This window comes from Paenibacillus sp. FSL R5-0527 (assembly GCF_038008055.1).
Taxonomy (GTDB): domain Bacteria; phylum Bacillota; class Bacilli; order Paenibacillales; family Paenibacillaceae; genus Fontibacillus; species Fontibacillus macerans.
The window spans coordinates 4266165-4287205 of sequence record NZ_JBBOYI010000001.1 but is presented as its reverse complement, the minus strand read 5'-3'; the positions used below and the strand labels follow the sequence as shown (position 1 = coordinate 4287205).

General features: G+C 56.3%; 18 protein-coding genes and 1 pseudogene. 1 reads left to right on the top strand and 18 read right to left on the bottom strand.

All coding sequences use genetic code 11. The features are described from left to right. Positions 1–14 precede the first annotated feature (14 nt). The 18 genes and pseudogenes from NYE69_RS18770 to NYE69_RS18690 all read right to left on the bottom strand — a co-directional run bounded on the left by NYE69_RS18770 (position 15) and on the right by NYE69_RS18690 (position 19833). Positions 15–2102 (bottom strand): hypothetical protein, encoded by a 2088-nt coding sequence (locus NYE69_RS18770; protein WP_340927375.1) that lies wholly within the window; start codon positions 2100–2102, stop codon positions 15–17. Next, positions 2092–3972: an ATPase, T2SS/T4P/T4SS family gene (locus NYE69_RS18765; RefSeq protein ID WP_340927374.1), complete on the bottom strand. Its 1881-nt coding sequence runs from the start codon at positions 3970–3972 to the stop codon at positions 2092–2094. The genes NYE69_RS18770 and NYE69_RS18765 overlap by 11 nt, the downstream gene beginning before the upstream one ends. Positions 3973–3974: 2 nt before the next feature. Continuing rightward, positions 3975–4838, bottom strand: coding sequence for a hypothetical protein (locus NYE69_RS18760; protein ID WP_340927373.1), 864 nt, complete (start codon positions 4836–4838; stop codon positions 3975–3977). Next, a complete protein-coding gene (locus NYE69_RS18755) occupies positions 4835–5551 on the bottom strand; it encodes a MinD/ParA family ATP-binding protein (RefSeq protein WP_326044573.1) in 717 nt (238 codons plus the stop codon). The genes NYE69_RS18760 and NYE69_RS18755 overlap by 4 nt, the downstream gene beginning before the upstream one ends. Positions 5552–5570: 19 nt before the next feature. Beyond that, positions 5571–6470, bottom strand: coding sequence for an SAF domain-containing protein (locus tag NYE69_RS18750; RefSeq protein ID WP_036623118.1), 900 nt, complete (start codon positions 6468–6470; stop codon positions 5571–5573). Positions 6471–6486: 16 nt separating this feature from the next. Next, positions 6487–7998 carry a serine/threonine-protein kinase gene (locus NYE69_RS18745; protein ID WP_340930440.1) on the bottom strand — a complete coding sequence of 504 codons (1512 nt, stop codon included), beginning with the start codon at positions 7996–7998 and terminating at the stop codon, positions 6487–6489. A 193-nt stretch (positions 7999–8191) separates the two neighbouring features. After that, positions 8192–9253, bottom strand: a complete 1062-nt coding sequence (locus NYE69_RS18740; RefSeq protein ID WP_445744839.1) for an SAM-dependent methyltransferase — start codon at positions 9251–9253, stop codon at positions 8192–8194. Positions 9254–9328: 75 nt separating this feature from the next. Further along, positions 9329–9556, bottom strand: a pseudogene (locus NYE69_RS33755) (cyclic-phosphate processing receiver domain-containing protein); the annotation flags it as partial. A 228-nt stretch (positions 9557–9784) separates the two neighbouring features. Continuing rightward, positions 9785–10636, bottom strand: coding sequence for a deoxyribonuclease IV (locus NYE69_RS18735; protein WP_340927371.1), 852 nt, complete (start codon positions 10634–10636; stop codon positions 9785–9787). Next, positions 10626–11444 (bottom strand): Fpg/Nei family DNA glycosylase, encoded by an 819-nt coding sequence (locus NYE69_RS18730; protein WP_328273159.1) that lies wholly within the window; start codon positions 11442–11444, stop codon positions 10626–10628. Before NYE69_RS18730 ends, NYE69_RS18735 begins: the two co-directional genes overlap by 11 nt. A 100-nt stretch (positions 11445–11544) precedes the next feature. Beyond that, entirely contained in the window at positions 11545–12336 is a 792-nt protein-coding gene (locus tag NYE69_RS18725; RefSeq protein ID WP_340927370.1) for a TIGR01457 family HAD-type hydrolase, read from the bottom strand. Between the two features lie 220 nt (positions 12337–12556). Beyond that, entirely contained in the window at positions 12557–13498 is a 942-nt protein-coding gene (gene rnz, locus NYE69_RS18720; protein WP_340927368.1) for a ribonuclease Z, read from the bottom strand. Positions 13499–13624: 126 nt separating this feature from the next. Continuing rightward, positions 13625–17065: a methionine synthase gene (gene metH, locus NYE69_RS18715; protein WP_340927367.1), complete on the bottom strand. Its 3441-nt coding sequence runs from the start codon at positions 17063–17065 to the stop codon at positions 13625–13627. A gap of 173 nt (positions 17066–17238) precedes the next feature. Next, complete coding sequence (locus NYE69_RS18710) at positions 17239–17643, bottom strand: FixH family protein (RefSeq protein WP_227872761.1); 405 nt, start codon at positions 17641–17643, stop codon at positions 17239–17241. Between the two features lie 65 nt (positions 17644–17708). After that, a complete protein-coding gene (locus tag NYE69_RS18705) occupies positions 17709–18506 on the bottom strand; it encodes an HAD family hydrolase (RefSeq protein WP_326044578.1) in 798 nt (265 codons plus the stop codon). Between the two features lie 54 nt (positions 18507–18560). Next, complete coding sequence (locus NYE69_RS18700) at positions 18561–19097, bottom strand: hypothetical protein (protein WP_328273151.1); 537 nt, start codon at positions 19095–19097, stop codon at positions 18561–18563. 13 nt (positions 19098–19110) lie between these two features. Beyond that, positions 19111–19284 carry a DUF896 domain-containing protein gene (locus NYE69_RS18695; RefSeq protein WP_082207779.1) on the bottom strand — a complete coding sequence of 58 codons (174 nt, stop codon included), beginning with the start codon at positions 19282–19284 and terminating at the stop codon, positions 19111–19113. A gap of 264 nt (positions 19285–19548) precedes the next feature. Next, complete coding sequence (locus tag NYE69_RS18690) at positions 19549–19833, bottom strand: LysM peptidoglycan-binding domain-containing protein (RefSeq protein WP_326044579.1); 285 nt, start codon at positions 19831–19833, stop codon at positions 19549–19551. 498 nt (positions 19834–20331) lie between these two features. Here NYE69_RS18690 and lexA point away from each other — a divergent pair, with 498 nt between their 5' ends. Then, positions 20332–20958, top strand: coding sequence for a transcriptional repressor LexA (lexA, locus tag NYE69_RS18685; RefSeq protein ID WP_036623131.1), 627 nt, complete (start codon positions 20332–20334; stop codon positions 20956–20958). Positions 20959–21041: the final 83 nt, after the last annotated feature.

Below are 21041 nucleotides of genomic sequence, written 5' to 3'. Positions count from 1 at the left end.
TCCTCCTTGGTTCATCATAATTTTTGGATTTGTTCAAAATACAAGCCCATTTGCTGAAAGCTCATCCAAATGAGCGGAAATACCAGGTACGCAAACACAAGCGAATACATGGGCGCAAACCCGATCATCCGGCCGAATCCGGCCTTTACATCAATCGACTTCTCGTAATCGAGCCGCCGCTGTTCAAAATGATAGGACATCTCGCTGTCCAAATCGTCAAACGCATCGGCTATCGTGATTTTTTCCGAAGCCAGCAGCAGCTTGTCCGCAAGCCGCCGGAATTCGTCCAGCACCACCTCCCGTTTCAGCTCCTCCAAAGCGGTTTCGGCCCCGTGGCCGTAATCCAGCAAGCATTTTTGCAGCGGTGTCCTGAAAATGACGGCATAGGAAGCCAGCCATTCCAAAATTTCCTCCACCGAAATTCGCTCCAGCTCCCGCAATATGGCGATCATCGTCTGGAATTGATAAACCTCGTGCCTCATGTCCATAAGGCGCATGCTGCGCTGAAACATCAGCGACCAGAGGGGAAAATAATATCCGGCCCCCCCGGCCAGAAGCGCAAGCAGCAGCTCCCACCATTTCAGGTACTCATCGTTCCAGCGCTGAAGCTTGCCCTGAATCCGCTGAGCGGCAGCGGATATGTCTTCGCGGGTTGGGGCCGTACGCCCGCTGCCCATCAGCGACGCAGCCGATTCGGCAACTTCATCAACCTTCGCATCGCCGGCCATGCCAAGCTGTTTCATCACCCGGGCATCCAGTTCGGCTTGAACGCGGGCCTCGGTCGTCTCTTCCTTCGTAAGCGAGCCAAAAAACACCGCTCCGGCCGGAGGCTCCAGCAAAATGTATTGCCGTGACAAATGATGAAGCATTAAAACGGCAACCAGCGTAACCAACAGACCGCTGACAAATAAAGCGACGCGCCTTATTTGAAACAGCTCCACAGGCAGCGTATGGTTCGTATCCTTCAGCAGCCGGGTAAGCCTGTGGTAAGCCTCCGTGGCAGGGCGCGGCACAAACCAGCGGCCCAGCGTTCCAAGTCCGCGCATCTTTAACAAACGAGCTTCCCAGGGAACTTTAGCCTGCCCGGCGCGGTATGCCGTCTCTTCCTCGCTTTTCAACTTTTGCAGCAGCAGGTAAGAAAGCAGGATGATCAGAAACAGGCCGATTTTGATCACCATCCCCGCTTTGCTTAAATAGAACTGGTCCATCAGCGGGAAATGGCTTCTCGCCCATAGCTCCACAGGTTTCGTAAAGAAAACCGGCGTCAGGGCAATCACATGCAGCCCTTTCAACAAATAATCCAGCCGGTTTTTACGGATCAGCTCCAGTTGAATTTCCCCGGTAAGGCTGGTTATCCCCCGCAAATACAGCGAGCCCTGCGCACGTTTGCGATCCCCGTATTCGAGCACCAGCCTGGAGATGCCGGCAAAAGCTTTCAGGAAGCGGCTTGGCGCCGTTTCGTAGTATTTCTCCAGCGCTTCGTCGGGACTAACGTCCGTCAGCGCTTCGCCGATCATATGCGCGTGAATTCCGATCTCCCTTCCGGTGTTTTCCCCCGCCTCCTCGATCGCGTCGGCGACCATGCCGTGCCGGTGGTAAGCATGGCGGACAGCGGCAAAGAAATCGAGCATCTGTTCGAGCAGCCTGGTCTCCTGCCTGTTTACGTACCCGTCGAGCAGCACGCCTTGAATCACCGCCCCGGCGATCAACAGCGACAACACGAAAATCCAGTTCGGATTTAATGCTGCCAAAACTCCAACGACGGCAACATACGCGCCTGCGGAGAAATAAGCGAATTTCATCGTTTCGCGCCGGAGTTCAAACTCGTCGAACCGGTGGACCGGAGCCAGCCGTTTGCGGATTTTCAAAGCATAATGCCTAAGCGGCGCAAGCTTCATCCAAAGCGCATAAGATCTCATCGCAAAGGCGGAAAAGGCCCGGTTCAAGCTGTCCCTCGCTCCCCGGCCAGCCCTTTCGGCTGCGCCCTCCTCAAACCCCAGCGCCTCCTCGCGCGAGCCGATTAAGCGGCCGGCCGCATACAACAGGCCGAAACCGATCAGCGATATTCCCATCACCGCGATAAGCGCCGATTTAAGCTCCAATTTTCTCCCCCCAATACGCCTTGGCAAACCGGCCGAACGAAGCCGCATCCTCCGGCGTCATCTCGCGGATCATCGCTTCCCGGCAGCGCTTTGAGATCGGCTGCACGGCGACGTAACAACCGTCCCGGTATTCAACGATCAACCGCTCGGAATAGCCGCGCCGGTACGGCATGGCCCCGTAAACCAAGCCACCTCCCGTTTCATCGTTCGCGCCCGGCTCGCCCGCTCCCTTTTCGTCCGGACGGCAGCACTCCGTGATCCGCTCGATATAACGCTTCCCGCTCATATCCCGGCGCAGATGCACATCGAAATCGATCGCCGAGGCGACCTGCAATTCCGCCACGCGTTCATCGCGGAACACGCCGGTTTTCAGCAAAGAATTCCGCAGCGATTCCATCAGATCGCGGAACGTTTTGGCGTGATGCGTAAACAAGGTGAACAGGCTGGCCACCTGCGCCATCTGCACCATCCACGCAGCAACCTCGTCCGTGGCCACCTCGCCCAAAATGTTCACGGTGCCGTCGGTTTTTTTCTGCAGATCAAGCCCGGCCTGGCCGCTGACATAATCCGTCTCCCGGAAGCTCAAAATGTTTCTGCCCGTATAGATCCTCCGCAAATTCAGCTCAAAAGACATCTCCTGGACGCGCAGCGTATAGGAGGCGTAAATATGCTTGACAAGCGCCATCAGCAGCGTCGTTTTGCCCGAGCCCTGCGAACCGGTAATCGCGGTAATGCGGCTTCCTTTCATAAGGAATTTCAGCAGCTCTATGGGCAGCGGCGCATTTTCTCCTTGGATAAGCTGCTCCAGCACGGCGTTTTTCACATCGAATTTGCGAACAAAAAACGCCCACGACTCCGCAAACGGCGGTCTGACCACCACGACCCGCGAACCGTCCTTCATCTCGTTGACTTTATAGCCGTTTGCTTCGGACAGCTGGCCGGGCAAATTAAATTTGTAAATGTTCTGGCACACCCGCTTCAGCTCGGCTTCGCTGCCGAATGACAGGAAGGAAAGACGCACGCTTTTGCCTTTGTAAAAAATCCATACGCTGTCCCAGGAACGGGAAACTTCTTCCCCATCCTCGTCGGTTCGGCGCAGCGCGTCCTTCTCCGCCCCCTGTCCGCCCTCTGCCGGGATCGCCGCCATATGCGCAGGGATGCCGCTGACGCCCCCGCTCACGCCGTCAATCCGCTGCCCCAGCAGTTCGTCTACGACGGAAAAGCCTTTGTACGCCTGATAAATGCGCTGCACGACGAGATCGAGCTTTTCCCGGAACGTCAACAAGCGGTATTCACGGTAAAAAATACGGTCCACATCCTCGGCGTTGATCTCATAAACAAACGTCCCTTCTTCCGCTTTGGGAGCTTTGGGCGCATCCAGGCCGTACTCTTCGATCAACCGGGATAACCCATCGGTTCCGAAGTTCAGCTTATAAAGATACAAAACGATGTCGAAGCGGTCCTGAACCGTCAGCTGGTCCCTGTCCCCAAACGGAATAATCCGGTCGATATTGTCTTCCCCGACCCCGTAGCCGTGGGCCAGTAAATCCTTGATAAAGGATTTCACGTACCGTTTGTCCTGCGCATCGCCATATGTACATCCCCGCAGCGCCTTGCGCAGCTCGGCCCGCGCTTTGACCCGGCGGTTCCAGGTCTCTTCGCCCATTCCCCAATCATTGGCGTGCGAACGGCTAAGCTCGTGCAAGCTGCGCTTCACGTATTCGATCAGCGCGGGAAACGAATAGCGGTCGTCGCCCGCCTTGCTTATTCCCGGTCCGCCTGCGGCGGCACGCGCCCTCACCCATAGGAAGAGCAGCGCCAGCAGCGCAATCAGGACGATAAGCAGCAGGTTAACGATTTTGTCGTTCAAACCTAAGCCCCCCTCTCGCGTGTCGTCTGCCCCGCCGCTTGCCCCGCAAGCTCCAGCAGATTCCGGCTCAAATCCCGGCAGCATGACAGCATGGCTTCCCGCGAGCCGCCCCGCTTCGGAAGCAGTCTGTACCGGCGAAAAAACGACAGGACGTCCCGATCGTTCCACGCGTCCGCAAACTCGGTGTCGTAAGGGATACCGTGGACCGGCAGGTCGCTGTGATAACGGCGTTTCAGATTGGCCAGATTCAAGGCGCAGCCCGGATCGTAAGGGGCCAGGACCACGCACAGTTTGCGCCGGCCCGCCAACGGTTGATTCGCGAGCGCGGCAAAAAAATCGTCCAACTGCGACCGCCGCTGCTGCAGTACCGCCACCACAATCTCCTCTTCGCTGCCGGCCGATGCTTCCGGCAGCTCCCGGATTCGCGGGGCGTGCCGCAGCACCAGGTCGTAGCTCTGTTCGGCGGCCATTGCCAATTCCAACAGCCCCTCCCCTTCGTCAAACCCGGACGTACCGCGCAGATCGCCGGCCCGAACCCCCGTCGCCAAATCAAGGCGGCCGCGAATGACGGGCAGCGTGTAATCGGAGTAATTCGCCTTCGTCAGCAGCCCGCTGGCCGACAGGCGAAGCAGAGCATCCGCCCCGTATTCGCTAAGCCGCGTGTCCATTGCGCCGGTGTTTCCCGGTCCGGATTCCGGAGTATGGCGGCTTCCCGCCCGCAATCCCTCCTCTACGCCGCTGCCATGACGCCCGTCATTAAACAGCAGTACGCGCAGCGGATAATGGAGGCCTACGGTGACGGCGCAGGCCGCGGCTACGTTTGCCGCATACCCATGCCCGGGATCCCAAAACATAACCCTGCTCATGCGCGTCTCCTTTCCGCGCGGCGCAGCGCTTTTTTCGCCGCCCCGGCTTCAAAGCCGGCCAGCCCGCTGAGGAGCCGGCGCAGCGCCCGTTTGTAAGATCGGGACAAGCGGCTCATGGCAAGCCGGCGCCCATGTTCATTTTCAAGCTGAACGGCCTGATTGAGCTCATTCCACGGAATGATGATTTCCTCCTCATGCCACTGGATTCCAATATCGTCCATAAAACCGAGAATATAGTCGGTGCTGAGATAGCTGTCCACCGTTCGGGTAAAAACCGGGCGTACACGCATTCCCCGCAGCTCCGGCCGCATATTCACGAGACCGCGCAGCCACCGGGCGGTCGATTCGACCTCATAACGATCAAAGGAAGTGACCAAAACCAGCTCATCGGCGGAAGCGAAAATATCCGGCGAAGCGGCGTGTAAAGCTTCCAAATCAACCAGCTCGTAATCGTAGTCCTTGACGCCCTTTCCATCGTTTCCATCCGCAGCATTATGGAGCAGCCGCATGTCCAGCGGTCCCGCCGCCACGTCAAACCCGCAAAACTCCGTCACCGGCAGGAGTTGCTGAACTTCTCCGATCGAGTAGCGGTATTTGCCGCCTTCCGTGGCATCGGCCAGCAGCACGCTCCGTCCCGCGGCCGTTAAAGCGCTGCTTAAATAAAGCAGCAGATCCCGTTTATCGCTTTTGCCAATAAATACCCAGCGCTTCATTTCTCCTTCCCCCTGACCTCTATTTCATTTGAAAGCTGTCCGCTTCAGCCGGCGTTTCATTCTGCAGCGCCTCCTGTGCATCCACCCGGCTGCTGGCGAATTCGGCGGCCTGACGCGGGGACATCGAGTATAGGTCGCTCTCCAGCCTTTCCCGCGCGGCGGCGTTTAAGGCGTTCTCCGCCTCCCGGACGATGTTCGGATCCTTTTTGATCAGCTGCATTACCGCGCCGTTTGCCGGATAAGTCGGCGTCGACTTGCCCTGCAAATAAGGCTCGACGTAGGTCAGCGCGTAAATGGACGCTTTATGCAGGTAAGCGTCGACGATGGCGCTGGAAAGGGATAAAATCTCCGCTTCGCCCAGCGTCACCGTCACCGTTCCGGTGGCCAGCGCTTCGATCTTTTTCTTGGACAGCAAAATATAGTCCTGGCCGGTCGGAAACTGAATGCGGATATCCACGACATCGCCCTCCTTCAAGGCGGCCGGAAGCAAAACGAAGCTCATTTCCCGCCAGCGCAAATCGTCCGTCGTCGGCGCTTCCTTGTACAGCAGCGTCTCCGTTAATAACGTAAACGGGCGCAGGGTGATCTTGGCGATCTTGCCGGCGATGTCCTCCCTTGACTTCAGGGCGTCGGCCGGGATGCTGTCGGCCGGCAGCTCGACCTCCTTCATATCGTCCGCTTTGATCGGATGCCCCGCCCGAATCTCGCTGACCGGCACCCATCCCCTGACTGTTGCGCGGTTCGCTTCTTTCCGTAATCTTTCGATTTCCGTTTCGTATTTCTGCTTTAACGCCAGCCTCGCCGATTGATTTTGCTTCCCCTGATGTACGGCATATCCCGCGAAAATCAAGCCCATCGCGGCGGCTCCCGCGAGCCCGGCGCAGATCAATTGCTTCGTTTTCCGTCTCAATCTTGACATCTGTTCATCTCCCTACCTACAATTTCTGCTTTGCAAGAAAGCCTCTGCCGCCTCGCTTCGGCCGCGGCAGCAGGCCGCCGCAGAGCGCACGAAGCGCCGCGGTTACGGCTTCGCCGGGCTCAAACGGATCCGGCTCCGGCGGAATGGCGTACACGCTGCGCGTCCGCAGCCTTTTGGCAAGCCGTTTTGCTGCGGATGCGGAGGCCAAAGGGACGCAGAATTTCCAGGTAGACGGCCATTTCCCGGCCAACCCCGCAGCTTCGGCGAACCGCTCTAGCTCTTCCGCCCGCCATTCTGCGGCCGAGCCGACGACGAGGGACAAATCGGCGCGTCTGAACTCCTCCAGCTGTTCCTTTTGCCGGCCGCTCCCCAAATCGCATACGAGATACTCATATCCGCCGGTCAGCAGCTCGAGCCATTCGGTACGCGAAGGCGCTCTGATGTATTGAACCCCGCCGATGCGAAACTGCCGCTCCGCGGAGGAGGCGGACTCGCCGAGCGCGGCCCGGGCAAGCCGCTGAAAAGCCGGCGATTTTGCCTCCATTTCGGCGATCGCGATCCTTTTGGCGCTGCGGGACAGCACATGGGCCAGCGCGATCGCCGTGTGGGTCGTTCCCGCTCCCGGCGACGCGCCGATGACGGCGATGACCGCCGTTCTCCCCCTGGCGGCAGGCTGGCCGCCGGAAACAGACCCCTCCCAAGCGGATAGGGAGGCGGCCGCTTTGTCCGCCGCTTGCGGCCGGAGCACTCCCCGCAGCGCTTCGCCGGCCGCTTCCGCCGAAGCATAACGCGCTTCCGGCCGCTGCTGAAGCAGCCGCTCCAGAACCGGAAGCAGCGCGCCGTGCCCCCGGCTGCGCAAACACTCTTCCGCCTCCTGCGTCCATGCGCTGTATTTGCAGCCTGTTCCCAAATACAGCAGCACCGCGCCAAGCGAATACAAGTCGGCGCGCCCGTCGCTCTGGCGTCCGCCGTATTGCTCCGGGGCCGCAAAACCTACCGTGCCGAGCTGAACCGTGTCTTCGGCTTTATCCGGCGAATACGTGCGGGCGATGCCGAAATCGATGAAGCGGACCTGGCCTTTGCCGTCCACCAGTAAATTGGACGGTTTCACGTCGCGATGGATGACGGGCGGACGATGCGTATGCAAATAATGCAGCCCCTCGGCGATTTGCAGGCCGAACCGGATCAACGTTTCCGTTGGCATACGTCCTTCCCGCGTCTTCACATAACGATCCAAATGCTCCCCCTCGATGTAATCCATCACGATGTACGAATAACCTGTACCGCCTTCCTGGATGAAATCGACGATGCGCGGCAGCCGCGGGTGGTTCAGCGAAATGAGCAGCTCGGCTTCCTGGGCGACCAGCACGCTGTGCCCCGCTGCCGCCTGGCTTTCCTTCACGGCCCAAACCTTCCCCGGCAGCTTCAAATCCGAAGCGAGGTACACCCGGCTCATCCCGCCTTGTCCGGCAACCCGCTCAATCGAATAGCGCCCGGCCAGCAAATCTCCGGGGGCCAACTGCGGCACAAAAGACAAGCTCAACCCCTCCTTTTCAGACGCAAAAAAGGGAAAGCCCCCATCCCACCGCTTCAGCCGTAAGGCCAAAGGCAGCGAAACAGGATACTTTCCCTTCGCGGTCATTGTATAATTTTGGAATTAGTATAGGACAGGTTTGCACCAATTGTAAAGCATTTTTTTTGCACGAAATTAATTTATGGCATTAATATTTAATCATATACAAAGTAATCTCGTCGCGGTTGTGAAACAGCTGCTTCGCCCGCTGCACTTGCAGCCTCGCATCCTGGAACATGCCAATGACCTCTTGAATCAATGCCATCGGTTTTTTGTGCATCAGCTTCACCGTGACGATCGCCGTTCCTCCGGGGACGAGCGCATACAGCAGGCTCGTTACCAGCTTGGCGGCAAGCTTTGGGCTCCAGCTCATATCGCACACCAGCAGGTCGAACTGGTGCTCCTTGAATTTTACGCTGTCGGCGTTGCGCTGCACAAAGGTCAGTTTCGGCGATGACAGCAAGGAAGGATGCAATTTGGCCGTATCGACCGCCGTTACGCTCAGCCCGCGTTCCAGCAGAAAGGAGGTCCATCCCCCCGGGGCCGCTCCGATATCAAGCGCTTCGCGAAACGAGGCAAACGGGATGCCGAACGTCGCTTCCGCTTCCAGCAGCTTGAATTTGGCCCGCGAAATTTGCCCTTCCTCTTTCCGGAAGCGGATGGCCCCGCCGTTCCAGTCGGACAGATTGTCCTCCGGGCGAGCCACGCCCGCATAAACCCGGTCGCGACTGGCAAACACAGAGATCACCCAGTCCGCGTCCCGGACGACGAATTCCGTACCGGCCAATTCCTGCAGTTCATTTTGCAGCGCATCTTTCATTTCCGCGGCCGTCCCGCTCCATAAGGCGTCCTCCGACTTGCGCGTTTGTACGGCAACGCGGGCGCCGGGCAGCCGGAAATCGCCCAGCAGAAACTTGCGCAGGGCCGGCAGCCAGCCGTGCCGATCGGCATCCGCTTGCTCGCCGGGACACCATTCCCAGTCGACCAAAAAAGCGTGGCGAAGAAATACCGGAGGTGCGGCGGCGAGCTGTCCCGTCACTTCCTCCACCGCCTTCTGCAGGGTGGCGGCAAACACTTCGCCGGGAATCAGCATCGTGCTTTTCACGCTGCCGAACGCCCGCCGCAGCTCCTCCTGAGCATACGGCGCGAAGCCGTGATTGGCCGTGCAAATCCATTTGGATTGGGGCGGCACCTTGCAATCCCGGGCGATCTCATCGAGCCGTTCGAACGAAATCGGTCCGTTATGCAGCAGCACATGCTCCGGTTTGTTCGGGTACAAAATTTCGTACATGCTCTTTCTTCCGGAATTGCTGGACGTGTGCAAATAAATTTCCCGCGGAAACAGTCCTTCCCGCACCATGGCCGCGGCCATGTCCGTACCGTTTTTCTCCCCCGGTCCCATATCGTAATCCAGCGATAAAATGTCTACCTCCGTTAATCGCAGCAATTCCAGACATTCGTCGACGGTGCGCGCTAGCGTAAACCCTTGTGGACATCGGCGAAAATCGTCCATATATACATGAATCAACTTAGTTCTTCCTTTCCGCGGTATTTCACTCAAAGTGGAGTTCAAAAAGTCAGGTTTATAGCACCGAGAAGGTTGGATGAAGCTAGGGACTGAGTAGCGCAGCGTAGATAGATCTACGTGAGCAACGGAAGGCCCGGCTGAATTCAAGATTCGATGTCGAATCCGCTTCACGACCTGCTTCGTGATCAAAAGATGACTTTTTGAACAACCTCTCTAGGGTTCCACCCACCGCCTCACTCGCTCCAAATCGTCTCTATAGGTCCCATCTTCTCCGGTTTCACTCTCAAAAATAAGCGGTGCGTTCCGGATGGCGTCGATCTTCAGCAACCAGCGAAAACCGGATTCGCCGATATAACCCTGGCCGACGCGGGCATGACGGTCCTTTCGCGATAATACCGGGTATTTCGAATCATTGAAATGAACGGCGCCCAGGCCGTCCCAAAACCCAAGCCGCTCGGCTTTCTCCGCAAAGTCCTCATCGCCTTCTCCCCGCCACATCCCCGCAGCAAAAGCATGGCAGGTGTCGAGGCAAAAGCCGATCCGCTCCGAATCCCGGCACAAACGGCGAATTTGCACCAGCTCATCGATCGTCATGCCCATATCCCCGTGATCGCCGGCCTGATTTTCAATGAGCAGCTTCGCCGCCCCCTCCCAGCCGTCGAGCACATCATTAATACATTGTATAATATTTTGGTATCCTTGTAAGGGGTTTCCTGACTTAAATGTGCCAAAATGAACAACAATTCCCAAAGAACCGCAGGCTTCCGCAATGGCCAAGTCGTTGCGCAGCGAATCCACGACTCTCCGGTACGCGGCGGTGTCATCCGAACTTACCGCCAAATTGCTCGGATACGGCGTATGCGCCACGGAAACAAGGCCATGCTCGCGGCAAAAGCTTCGGCAGCTCGCCGCATCCCGCGGGTCGAAGCTTTTTACCGTAAGGCTGCGGGGGTTTTTGGGAAAATACTGAAAGGCTCCGCCTCCAAGCCCCAGCGCCGCTTTGGCGGCCCCGAAATATCCCCCGCGAATGCTTAAATGTCCCCCGATTTTCAGCTCAGCGGTCATGTTGGCAGCCCGGACTGTAGAACACTTTTCGTCCGTTCATTTCCGCTTTCACGATGGAATCGCCGCAGCGCGGACAGGGCTCTCCCTCCCGGTCGTACACGCGGCAAATCCCGTTTGCCCCGCCGGTGAGCGTATCGTTCTTGAACAGCGGCAGTTCGATGTATCCGCCCGCTTCGATCGCTTCCAGGAGCACTTCTCTCGTCGCTTTATAGAGATGCGACAAGTCTTCTTCGCTCATGTTTTGCAGCTTGGCCATCGGCAGCAATCCGGCGGCAAATGCAATTTCATCCGCATAGCGGTTGCCGATGCCGGCGACGACGTCCTGGTTGACGAGCGTCGTTTTCAAGCTGCCGCGGCGTTTGCGCAAAATCGAGATGAACCGCGCTTCGTTCATTCTGCGGTCAAGCAGCTCCGGGCCCAAATGCGCCATGAGCTCCTCTGCTTCCTTGGCGCTGTGCAGATGCAGATGCCCAAGGCGCAGGCCGATGAAATAAAGCGCCTGGCCATCGGCAAACGCAATTTCGATTTGCGTGTTCCGGTCCGGCCGGTCCTCTTGCGAGCCCAAATAAAGCAGTCCGCCTAACATCAAATGCAGCAGCAGGCGTTTGCCGTTGTCCAAGTGAAACAGCAAATGCTTGCCCCGCCGCTCTATAAAAATGATTTGTCTGCCGGTGAGCTCCCCGGCAAACGCGGCAGCCTCCATATTAATCGACTTCTCCCGGTGAATCGTGATTTCCGTCATCGGAACATCCAAAATGTGCTGTGACAACTGAATTCGATAATTTTCCATTTCCGGCAGTTCCGGCATGGGTCATCTTCCCTTCGTTCATGTGGTTCATGATTTGGAACGTTTCATGGATTCATAAGTTCGTTCATTGGTTCATTCGTTGCTTCGTCTTCGCCGGACGTCAGCCGATCAGGCCGGCAACCTCATCCAAGTTTCGGCATACCGCATCCGGCCGGAAGCCGGAGGTTTTGATCGCGTCCGGCAACCTTTCTTCGGTCGTCACTCCCGTCAACGTCAAAATCGTCCCGCAGCCCGCGTTTACTCCAGCGGCAATATCGGTCAGCATGTTGTCTCCGATGACGGCCACTTCTTCATTCCGCAAGCCTAAGCGCTTGATGGCAAAATTCATCAGCGGCTCGGCCGGCTTGCCGATAACGACGGGTTTGACCCCCGTAGCCGCTTGAATTGCGGCGGACAGCGTCCCCGCTCCCGGCATCAAACCTCCCGTCGAGGGCAGCAGCAGATCGGGATTCGTCAGCACGTACCTGGCGCCCCCGCCGATCCAGCGGGCCGCTTTGGTCAACGTTTCGTATGTAAAATTGCGGTCGATTCCCTGGACGACCACATCCGGCTGTTCCTCGTCCAGCGGCAGCCCCGCATTCTGAAGCGCGGTCAGCAGCCCCGCTTCTCCGATCGCCGCCACCTTGACGCCGGCCGGCAGCTCGCCAGCGATATATTCCGCCGCCGCCACCGCCGAGGTGCAGACGTCTTCCGCTTTGGCGGGAATTCCCATTGCCCGCAAACGCCCGGCAACCTGCTCCGGAGTCCGGGACGAATTGTTCGTGACGAATAAAAAAGGGATCTTTTTGTCCAGCAACGCCGAAACGAGGCGATCCGCACCGGGAATCATCCGCGTCCCGTGGTATAACGTGCCGTCCAAGTCAATCAGAAACGCCTTCCATCTCTCAGGCAATATTTTCATCCTTCCCATTTGGACCTATCCATTTCATTGTACCTATTTCACCCAGGATCAGGCAAATTTCCGCCTTAGCTTTTTTGGGAATTTGTCAAAAAAACGTCTTGACGCGCTTGTTGGCGTCGAAGCCCCTCGAAGCTAAAGAAAACCGGGCCTTGGCGCAATGCCAAACTTTGCAGGCGGCTGTCATTTCCTGCGCTTTCCCGGAAAATATTTTTCAGCTCTCCCGATCGCATCGGCGCCGAACCGGATACAGCACATGCTCCCTGGCCAGCTCAGATCCGGCAAAAACCGCTTTGGCCTCATCCTCCAGCCGGCCGAGCTGTTCCTCGGATTTGTACCGTGAGCTGAAATGGGTAAGAAATAAATGCTGCGCTCCGGCATCGCGCGCGGTCTGCGCCGCTTGTCTAGCCGTGCTGTGGTGATATGCGTGCGCGGTGTCGGCCAATTCATGCAAAAAGGTGGATTCATGCACCAGCACGTCGGCGTTTTGGGCCAGTTTTTGGGCCTCGCTGCAAGGGCGGGTGTCGCCGAGAATCGTAACGATCCGTCCCGCTTTCGGCTTTCCGAGCACATCAACGGCATGCAGCGTTTCTCCGCTTGGCGTTACCACGCTTTCTCCTTTCTTCAGCTTGCCGTACAGCGGTCCGGGGCGAATGCCGAAGCGTTCCAGCACTGCGGCGTCCAGCTTGCCGGGAAGGTCCTTCTCGACAACGCGGTATCCGTAGCTGGCAATCCGGTGCTCCAGCAAAGCGGCTTCCACGCGAAAGGTATCATCCTCGAACAGCAGCCCTCCATCATGTTCTACGATTTCAAGCTTGTAATCGATTCGCGATTCGCTTAGCCCAAGCGTGGTTTCCACAAATTTTTTCAAACCCTTGGGTCCGAATATGGTCAGCGGCGAATCCCCGCCCTGGTAGGCGCGGCTGGAAATCAGTCCGGGAAGGCCAAAAAGATGGTCGCCGTGCAGGTGCGTGATGAAGATATATTCCAGCTTGCTCAGTTTCAGGGGCGAACGGAGAATCTGGTGCTGCGTCCCTTCGCCGCAATCGAACAGCCACAAGGAACGGCGTTCCTCAAGCAGGCGCAGCGCCAACGAGGTTACGTTGCGTTCCAGCGACGGCACCCCGGCATTGGTCCCCAAAAAATAAAGTTCCATGCACATCGTCCTTCCGGTTGTAATCAAGTCATCAATGAAAAACTGGCAAAATAGACTGCCAAAACCCTCCGTAAATCGGAGGGTTTGCCAGAAGCTTCTTTATTTAAGAGGTTATGAACGCGCATTTTATGCTTTGTCCACATTAAAATACTTGGCCTCTGGATGAGCGAACACCATCGCCGACACGGAGGCCTCCGGCTCCATCATGAAGCCTTCCGTCAACGCGATCCCGATGTCCTCCGGATGCAGCAGATCAAACAGCAGCTGCTGATCTTCAAGATCCGGACAAGCCGGGTAGCCGAACGAAACGCGAATCCCTTGGTAACGTGCCCCGTGGCGCTGCTTCATGGTCATATCCGCCGGATCCGGGAACCCCCAAATGTCCCGCATGATGTGGTGCACGCGCTCGGCCAGCGCTTCCGCCAGCTCCAGCGCAACCGCCTGCAGCACATGGGAGCGGAGATAGTCGCCCCGTTCTTTCCATGTCTCGGACAATTGGCGGACGCCCTGCCCGGCCGTAACGACGAGAAAACCGACGTAGTCCATCTCTCCGCTGTCCACCGATCTCAGGTAATCGGCAAGGCACAGATAAGGCTCCACCCGCTGGCGCGGGAAGCTGAACCGTTTGATCACTTTGCCGTGATCGGCCGGATCATAGATCAATATATCGTTACCCGACGATTGCGCCGGGAAGAAGCGGTACATCGCCTGCGTGCGGATAATACCGTCCGTTACCGCCTCCAGCAAAATTTGGTCCACGGTTTGTTTTAGCTCCACCGCTTTTTCGTTCCCCGCCGCGAGCAGTTGCTCGACGGAGCCGCGCAAACCTAAATGATGTCCCAAAAGCATTTGCCAATTCACATAAGGAGTAATATGGCCGATCGGATAATCGCGCAGCACATGCCGCTCCAAATCCGGCGGGATAAACACCGGCGCGTCGGTGCGGATTTGCGAACGGTGGACGCGGGTCAGCTCAGGCAACGGCTCGGCAACGGCCACCGCCGCCGCGTCGGCCTCTTTCTCCGCTTCCATCTCCAAGCGCAATTGCTCCCGGCTCGCCGGATCCATCAGCTTGTTGGCCAGGTCGAGACCGTCCATCGCATCTTTGGCGTAGACAACCATGCCGTTATACTCCGGCCGGATGCGCGTTTTCGTAAACTTGCGCGTCAGGGCGGCCCCGCCGACCAGAATCGGCACGTCGATGCCCGCGTTGCGCAAATCCTGCGCGGTAAGCACCATCTGCTGCGCCGATTTGACGAGCAGGCCGGACAAGCCGATCGCGTCGGCTTTCTCTTCCCGATATGCTTCAATAATGCGCTCTGGTGGTACTTTTATGCCCAAATTCACGATTTGGTAACCGTTGTTGGACAGAATGATCTCCACCAGGTTTTTGCCGATATCATGAACGTCGCCTTTTACGGTAGCCAGCAGGATTTTCCCCTTAACGCTCGATTCGTTTTTCTCCATAAACGGTTCGAGATAAGCAACCGAAGCCTTCATGACCTCCGCGCTCTGCAGCACCTCCGCGACGATCAGCTCGTTGTTGTTGAACAGCCGCCCGACTTCCTCCATCCCGGCCATCAGCGGACCGTTGATGATCTCCAGCGCGCTGTATCGTTTCAGCGCTTCGTCCAAATCGGGAATCAGTCCTTCTTTCGTGCCCTCCACCACGTAGGAAGCGAGCCGTTCTTCCAGCGTCAGCTGTACCGTCCGTTCCTTTTTCTCCACTTTTTTGTTGCGGAAAGCCGCCACGAACGCGGCCAGCGTCTCGTCATTGGTATGATAAATAAGTTCTTCCGCCAGCCGCCGCTCTTCCTCCGGAATCTTCGCGTACCGCTCCAGCTTTTCCGTGTTGACGATCGCATAATCGAGGCCGGCCTTGGTGCACTCGTACAAAAATACGGAGTTCAGCACCTCGCGGCCCGCTTCCGGCAGACCGAAAGACACGTTGCTGACCCCAAGCACCGTTTGGCAGCTAGGCAGCGCCTCCTTGATCAGCCGGATGCCTTCAATCGTTTCCTTGGCGGAGCCGATGTACTGCTCGTCCCCCGTTCCCACCGGAAACACGAGCGGGTCAAAAATTAAATCCTCGGCGTTTAATCCGTACTTGTTCACGAGCAAATCGTGGGAACGTTTGGCCACTTCCAATTTGTCTTCGCGGGTGATCGCCTGTCCGCGTTCGTCGATCGTCCCTACGACCACGGCCGCCCCGTATTTATGGATCAGCGGGACGACGCGTTCGAATTTCTCTTCCCCATCCTCAAGGTTAATGGAGTTAATAATCGATTTCCCCTGGCAGTATTTCAGCGCCAGGTCGATGACCTTCGGATCGGTCGTATCGATCATCAAAGGCACTTTCACCTTCTTGACGACCAGTTCAAGAAACTTCTTGATGTCCTCCGCTTCGTCGCGGTCCGGATCCTGAACGCACACGTCGATTACCTGGGCGCCGTTCTTCACCTGGGCCCGGGCGATTTCCGAAGCCTCTTCGTATTTGCCTTCCACGATGAGGCGTTTGAATTTTCGCGAACCCAGAACATTCGTTCGCTCTCCGACCAAATAAGGCCGGTTTGCCGATTCGACATAAACCGGCTCGATTCCGGACAACGCCGGAGGGTGGTCTCCGGCCAGCGTCCGCGGCCGGTATCCGCTCAGCTTTCGGGCCAGGGCGGCGATATGTGCCGGGGTTGTGCCGCAGCAGCCGCCCGCGACGTTCAGCCACCCCTCCTCGGCGAACGCGGCCATTTTCTGGGCCAGCGATTCCGGGGATTCGTGGTATTTGCCGTTTTCATCCGGCAGTCCAGCGTTCGGGTGGCAGCTTACCGCGGCTTTCGCAATGCCGGAAAGCGTGCGGATATGATCGCGCATAAATTCCGGGCCGGTGGCGCAGTTCAGTCCAACCGAAATCGGCTTCAAATGCTCGAGCGAAATAAAAAACGCTTCGATATTTTGCCCGGCCAAAGTCGTACCCATCGGCTCGATCGTTCCGGAAATCATCAGCGGCAGCTGTTTCCCCGTTTTTTGCAGCGCCCGCGTTATCCCGATGCTTCCGGCCTTCACGTTCAGCGTATCCTGGGACGTTTCCAGCATCAGCGCATCCACGCCGCCGTCGATCAGGGCGATGGCCTGCTCCTCGTAGCTTTCGGTTAATTCGTCGAAGGTGACCCCGCCGGTGACGGACAGCGTTTTGGTCGTCGGACCAAGCACGCCAACGACATATCTCGGATGGTCCGGCGTACTGTATTTCTTCGCGGCCTCTACGGCTAGCTTTGCCGCCGCCAAATTCAATTCCCTTGCTCTATGGGATATATCGTATTCGGCCAGAACAACAGAGGTTGCCCCAAACGTATTCGTTTCTACCAGGTCGGCTCCGGCCGCCAAATATTGCTCGTGAATGCCTTGAATCACATCCGGACGGGTGAGAACGAGCATCTCGTTGCAGCCATCCAGCTCTTCCCCGCCGAAATCGCTCGGAACAAGGTTCTCCTGCTGGATCATGGTGCCCATGGCGCCATCAAGTATCAATATTCGTTCTTTTATTCGGTCTTCCAGGCTCGGTTTGCTCATGATCATGTCCCTCCCGTAAAACGTTAAGACTTAGTTTAACAGAATAAAGCGTTGAAGAAAAGAGAGGACAGGCGTATGAAATGTTGCAAAAAACAAGCTGCCCTCATCTCAACGGATGCAGGCAGCTTGATCGTTGTTGCGCGCGGGGGCTTTTATGTAATGATCGATCGGCGTTACTGTACCGTAAACTGCTTGGACGGCATCGAATGTTGATCCCGTGCGGTCACATGGGAAATCACTTTATAGGTTCCCGGCTCCGCAAACTTGCGCTCGAGGACATAGGCGCCGTCTCCGGCGCTTTTTACCGTCACTTTGCTGTGCTCGGCGTTTTCGTCATCGGTGTTCCAAAATTCGAACGTAACCTCCTGCGCGTCATCGACGTTTTCCCCGCGATGCCCCACCTTGGCGGTAAACGTCACGGTCCCGCCGCTTTCAACGGTATCCGGCGTTACTTCAAGATCTACCCGGATCGGCTCCAGCGGTCCATTATCCACCGCCGCCGTTTCGCTCCGTCCGCAGCCGCCAAGCACCGTGATCAACAATACCATAACGGCGATCCGCCCGGCTTTTCCCTTCAATGGATTTCCCTCCTTTTCGCTTATTCCGTACATCCGTTTTGAGATTGGACGTTCGTACGGGAAGCTTATGCCAATCGCGCGATAATATCGTGCAGCTCGGACAAGTGCGAAATTTCGTAATCGGGCTTAATTTCGTCGCTAGGCTGTTTTCCGTCGCGATTGATCCATACGGCCGTCATGCCGACGCTGAGCGAGCCTTTGATATCGGTCGTCAGCTTATCGCCGACCATAATCCCTTCGCCGGCTTCGATCCCTAACCGTTCCAGCGCATGGCGGAAAATGGACGGATCGGGTTTGCCTTTGCCGAACTTGCCGGAAATGATGATCTCGTCAAAAAACGGCGCCAGCTCCGGCACGCCGTCGAGCTTCTCCTGCTGCAGGGCCGGGCAGCCGTTGGTCAGCAGCAGCAGCTTAACGGTTCCGTGAAGTTCCTTGAGCACTTGGAACGTTTCTTCGTAAACATGCGGACGGGCGCGGCGCTCTTTGGCAAACCGCTCCGCCAGTTCCTCGCCGAGCTGGTCGTTATCGACACCGACGGCCATTAACCCGCGCCGCCAGGACTCCTTGCGGTATACCGGGGCTAACTGCTCCAGCTGGCGGAACTCCGGCTGCTCTCCGGCCGAAAACGTAGCCCATAGGCCTTCAAACGGATTAATCCCGATCATCTTCGTAAACGGATACGTTTCGTAAGACTCGTACAGTCCGCGTGCTTCCCGCCGCACCGCTTCCTCCAGCTCTTCCGGCTCGATTCCCGGAACCCGCTGCGCCGCGAACTCACAGGCCGCGGCAAAAGCTTCCTTTACGCTGCGGTCATCCCACAGCAGTGTATCGTCCAAATCAAAACAAACCGCTTTAATCGTCATCGTTTCAACCTCGCTCCATGATCTCCCTATGGGGGCAAATGAACAACGCCTTCCTTATTCCTTGACCAGCTTCACGTGATGCGTGTTGGCATACAGTTCCAGCCGCGCGGCCATCGCCTCGGTGTCAAAGCGGTTGCGCGTCCGGTAGAATACCCATTTTGCATCCCGGATTTTCGGCTCAATTACGATTTTGTTCCGGCTTACGATGATTTTGCTGATATTTCCGGCATCCAGAGATTTGTCCCGGTTAAATTTCGAGGTGTAGAGCCAGCTTTTGTTGATGCGCAAATACGGCTTGCGGAGAAATATGGCGAGTGCCAGCACGGCGTAAAGGATGATCGTAATCCAATACATCATCGTATTCACCTCGGCCGAATTCCCGATGATGCCGACGCTGGCGTAGAGCAGAGCCAACAAGAACAGCACGATCGGCAAAATAAAGTTACGCCCTTTGAAGACGTCGCCTTCCCCGTTAGGTCCCAAGACGCTTCTCGCGTTTCTTCCGCCCTGCCTGCTCCCCAAATTCGGGCCCTTTCCTTTTTTCTGCATCCGGAGCTGATTCCGCTCCACTTTCCGGTCAAACGAAGCCATGCATGTTCCTCCCCTATTTATCTACAATCTCGATCGATTCGAGTTGCCGGCGAAAATTTCTGCGGACATTCTCCAGGTATGTTTCGCGAAGCTGGGCTCTTTCCAGCATCTCGTCCTGCGTCAAACCTTCCGTTTTATGCTTGCGGGCCAGTTCGTTAATCCGCTTTACCAAAGCATCGATGTCCATATCTTCCTCCTGGATTCATTTACTATGCGCTCCGATGATTCCGGTTTAGCCGCACTTTGGCGGAACAAGCATCATGCAGGGCATTAATTCTTACTTTGACATGAGAAAAAGAGCTTGTCAAGGCGGCGGAAATCACTCCGGAACGCCAATGGCAAGCCCCTTTAGTTTATAGAAATGGTTTAAAAGTCCGCTTTGACGACAGCCCCTTTAAACACGCACTAACATATATAAGAAAATAACGATTTCCGTATGTTGTACGTATCGTCATTCCAAAGGAATGAACAAAATATCCCCCGCCTTAATCTCGCTAGAGTTCAACCCGTTGACGCGAATCAACTTCTTGATGTAGACGCGCGTGTCCGATCCTTGCGGCTTATGTTCAGCCGCGATTTCCCACAATGTGTCCCCGGGCAGAACAACGACTTGCTCAAGCTCCCGCTCCGTACGGCCGGAATCGGAGGAGGCGGCAAATGCCGTTACCACGCCCGTACAAGTAAGGCTCAGCACCAGAAGAAAAACGGCAACCTTGGCGAGGCTGTGACGAAACACCGAAATATGTAGTCTTCTCTTTGCGGGACGAGTAAAAGAAGGTTGGTCATAGATGCTTCTATAGGTAGTGTATCTTGGCATAAATTCATCACTCCAAACAAGCGTTCTTATTTATGCCATTACTATAACACGAACATTTGTTTGATTCAACACTTTTTTTCGAACAATTGTTCCCTTTTTTTTCTTTAGTGCGAGTTTAAAAAGTCAGTTTTTCAGCACCGAGAAGGTCGGTTGAACCCGGGGACGTTAGGAGCTGAGCGTTCGTTTTGAGCACGTGAGCACCTGAAATGATGTTTCCTTAGGAAAAATGCTTCGGAAGCATATGCTAAAGCCCGGCTGAATTCAAGATTCGACGTCGAAACCGCTCATAATCCGCTTCGTGATCAAAAGATTATTTTTTGATTTCTTTTTAAAACTTACTTTTAGAACTAATGTTTGTGCGAACGGAAGTTCTGTGTTATAATTTTTCCAAACGTTACTAAATGGGGTTGATCCGATATGTCAAAGATATCCAGCCGGCAACAGGCCATTCTGGAATTTATCCGCAATGAAGTTCGCGCCAAGGGATACCCTCCCTCTGTCCGGGAGATTGGGGAAGCTGTAGGACTTGCCTCCAGCTCTACGGTTCACGGCCATTTGGACCGGTTGGAGAAGAAGGGGCTGATCCGCCGCGATCCGACCAAGCCGCGTGCCATCGAGCTGTTGAATCAGGAAGAATCCGAGAGTTTCAATAACTTCGCTCAAACCGTCGCACGCGTTCCCGTCGTGGGCAAAGTCACGGCCGGTGTTCCGATTACCGCCACGGAGAACATCGAAGATTACTTTCCGCTGCCGGATCATTACACAAGAGACGGAGAAATCTTCATGCTCTCCGTAGTTGGGGACAGCATGATCGAAGCCGGCATACATAATGGAGATTACGTGATTGTCCGCCAGCAGCAGACAGCGAACAACGGGGATATCGTGGTTGCGATGACCGAAGACGACGAGGCGACGGTCAAAACCTTTTACAAGGAGAAGGACCATATTCGTCTGCAGCCGGAAAATCCAACCATGGAGCCGCTGCGTCTGAAGCACGTGACCATCCTCGGTAAAGTGGTGGGCTTGTTCCGGGATCTGAACTGATTCATTTTACGGCAATGAAAAAAGGACGAAGCAGAACAATCTGCAGCGTCCTTTTTTCCACTTGAAATTTTCATCGGAAAAGG

What these genes read in the sequence shown, in the direction of transcription:
- NYE69_RS18760 (WP_340927373.1), bottom strand. Translation starts at nt 4,838, where the DNA reads ATGAGCAGGGTTATGTTTTGGGATCCCGGGCATGGGTATGCGGCAAAC.
- NYE69_RS18755 (WP_326044573.1), bottom strand. Translation starts at nt 5,551, where the DNA reads ATGAAGCGCTGGGTATTTATTGGCAAAAGCGATAAACGGGATCTGCTG.
- NYE69_RS18750 (WP_036623118.1), bottom strand. Translation starts at nt 6,470, where the DNA reads ATGTCAAGATTGAGACGGAAAACGAAGCAATTGATCTGCGCCGGGCTC.
- NYE69_RS18735 (WP_340927371.1), bottom strand. Translation starts at nt 10,636, where the DNA reads ATGACCGCTGAGCTGAAAATCGGGGGACATTTAAGCATTCGCGGGGGA.
- NYE69_RS18730 (WP_328273159.1), bottom strand. Translation starts at nt 11,444, where the DNA reads ATGCCGGAACTGCCGGAAATGGAAAATTATCGAATTCAGTTGTCACAG.
- rnz (WP_340927368.1), bottom strand. Translation starts at nt 13,498, where the DNA reads ATGGAACTTTATTTTTTGGGGACCAATGCCGGGGTGCCGTCGCTGGAA.
- metH (WP_340927367.1), bottom strand. Translation starts at nt 17,065, where the DNA reads ATGAGCAAACCGAGCCTGGAAGACCGAATAAAAGAACGAATATTGATA.
- NYE69_RS18705 (WP_326044578.1), bottom strand. Translation starts at nt 18,506, where the DNA reads ATGACGATTAAAGCGGTTTGTTTTGATTTGGACGATACACTGCTGTGG.
- NYE69_RS18700 (WP_328273151.1), bottom strand. Translation starts at nt 19,097, where the DNA reads ATGGCTTCGTTTGACCGGAAAGTGGAGCGGAATCAGCTCCGGATGCAG.
- NYE69_RS18695 (WP_082207779.1), bottom strand. Translation starts at nt 19,284, where the DNA reads ATGGACATCGATGCTTTGGTAAAGCGGATTAACGAACTGGCCCGCAAG.
- lexA (WP_036623131.1), top strand. Translation starts at nt 20,332, where the DNA reads ATGTCAAAGATATCCAGCCGGCAACAGGCCATTCTGGAATTTATCCGC.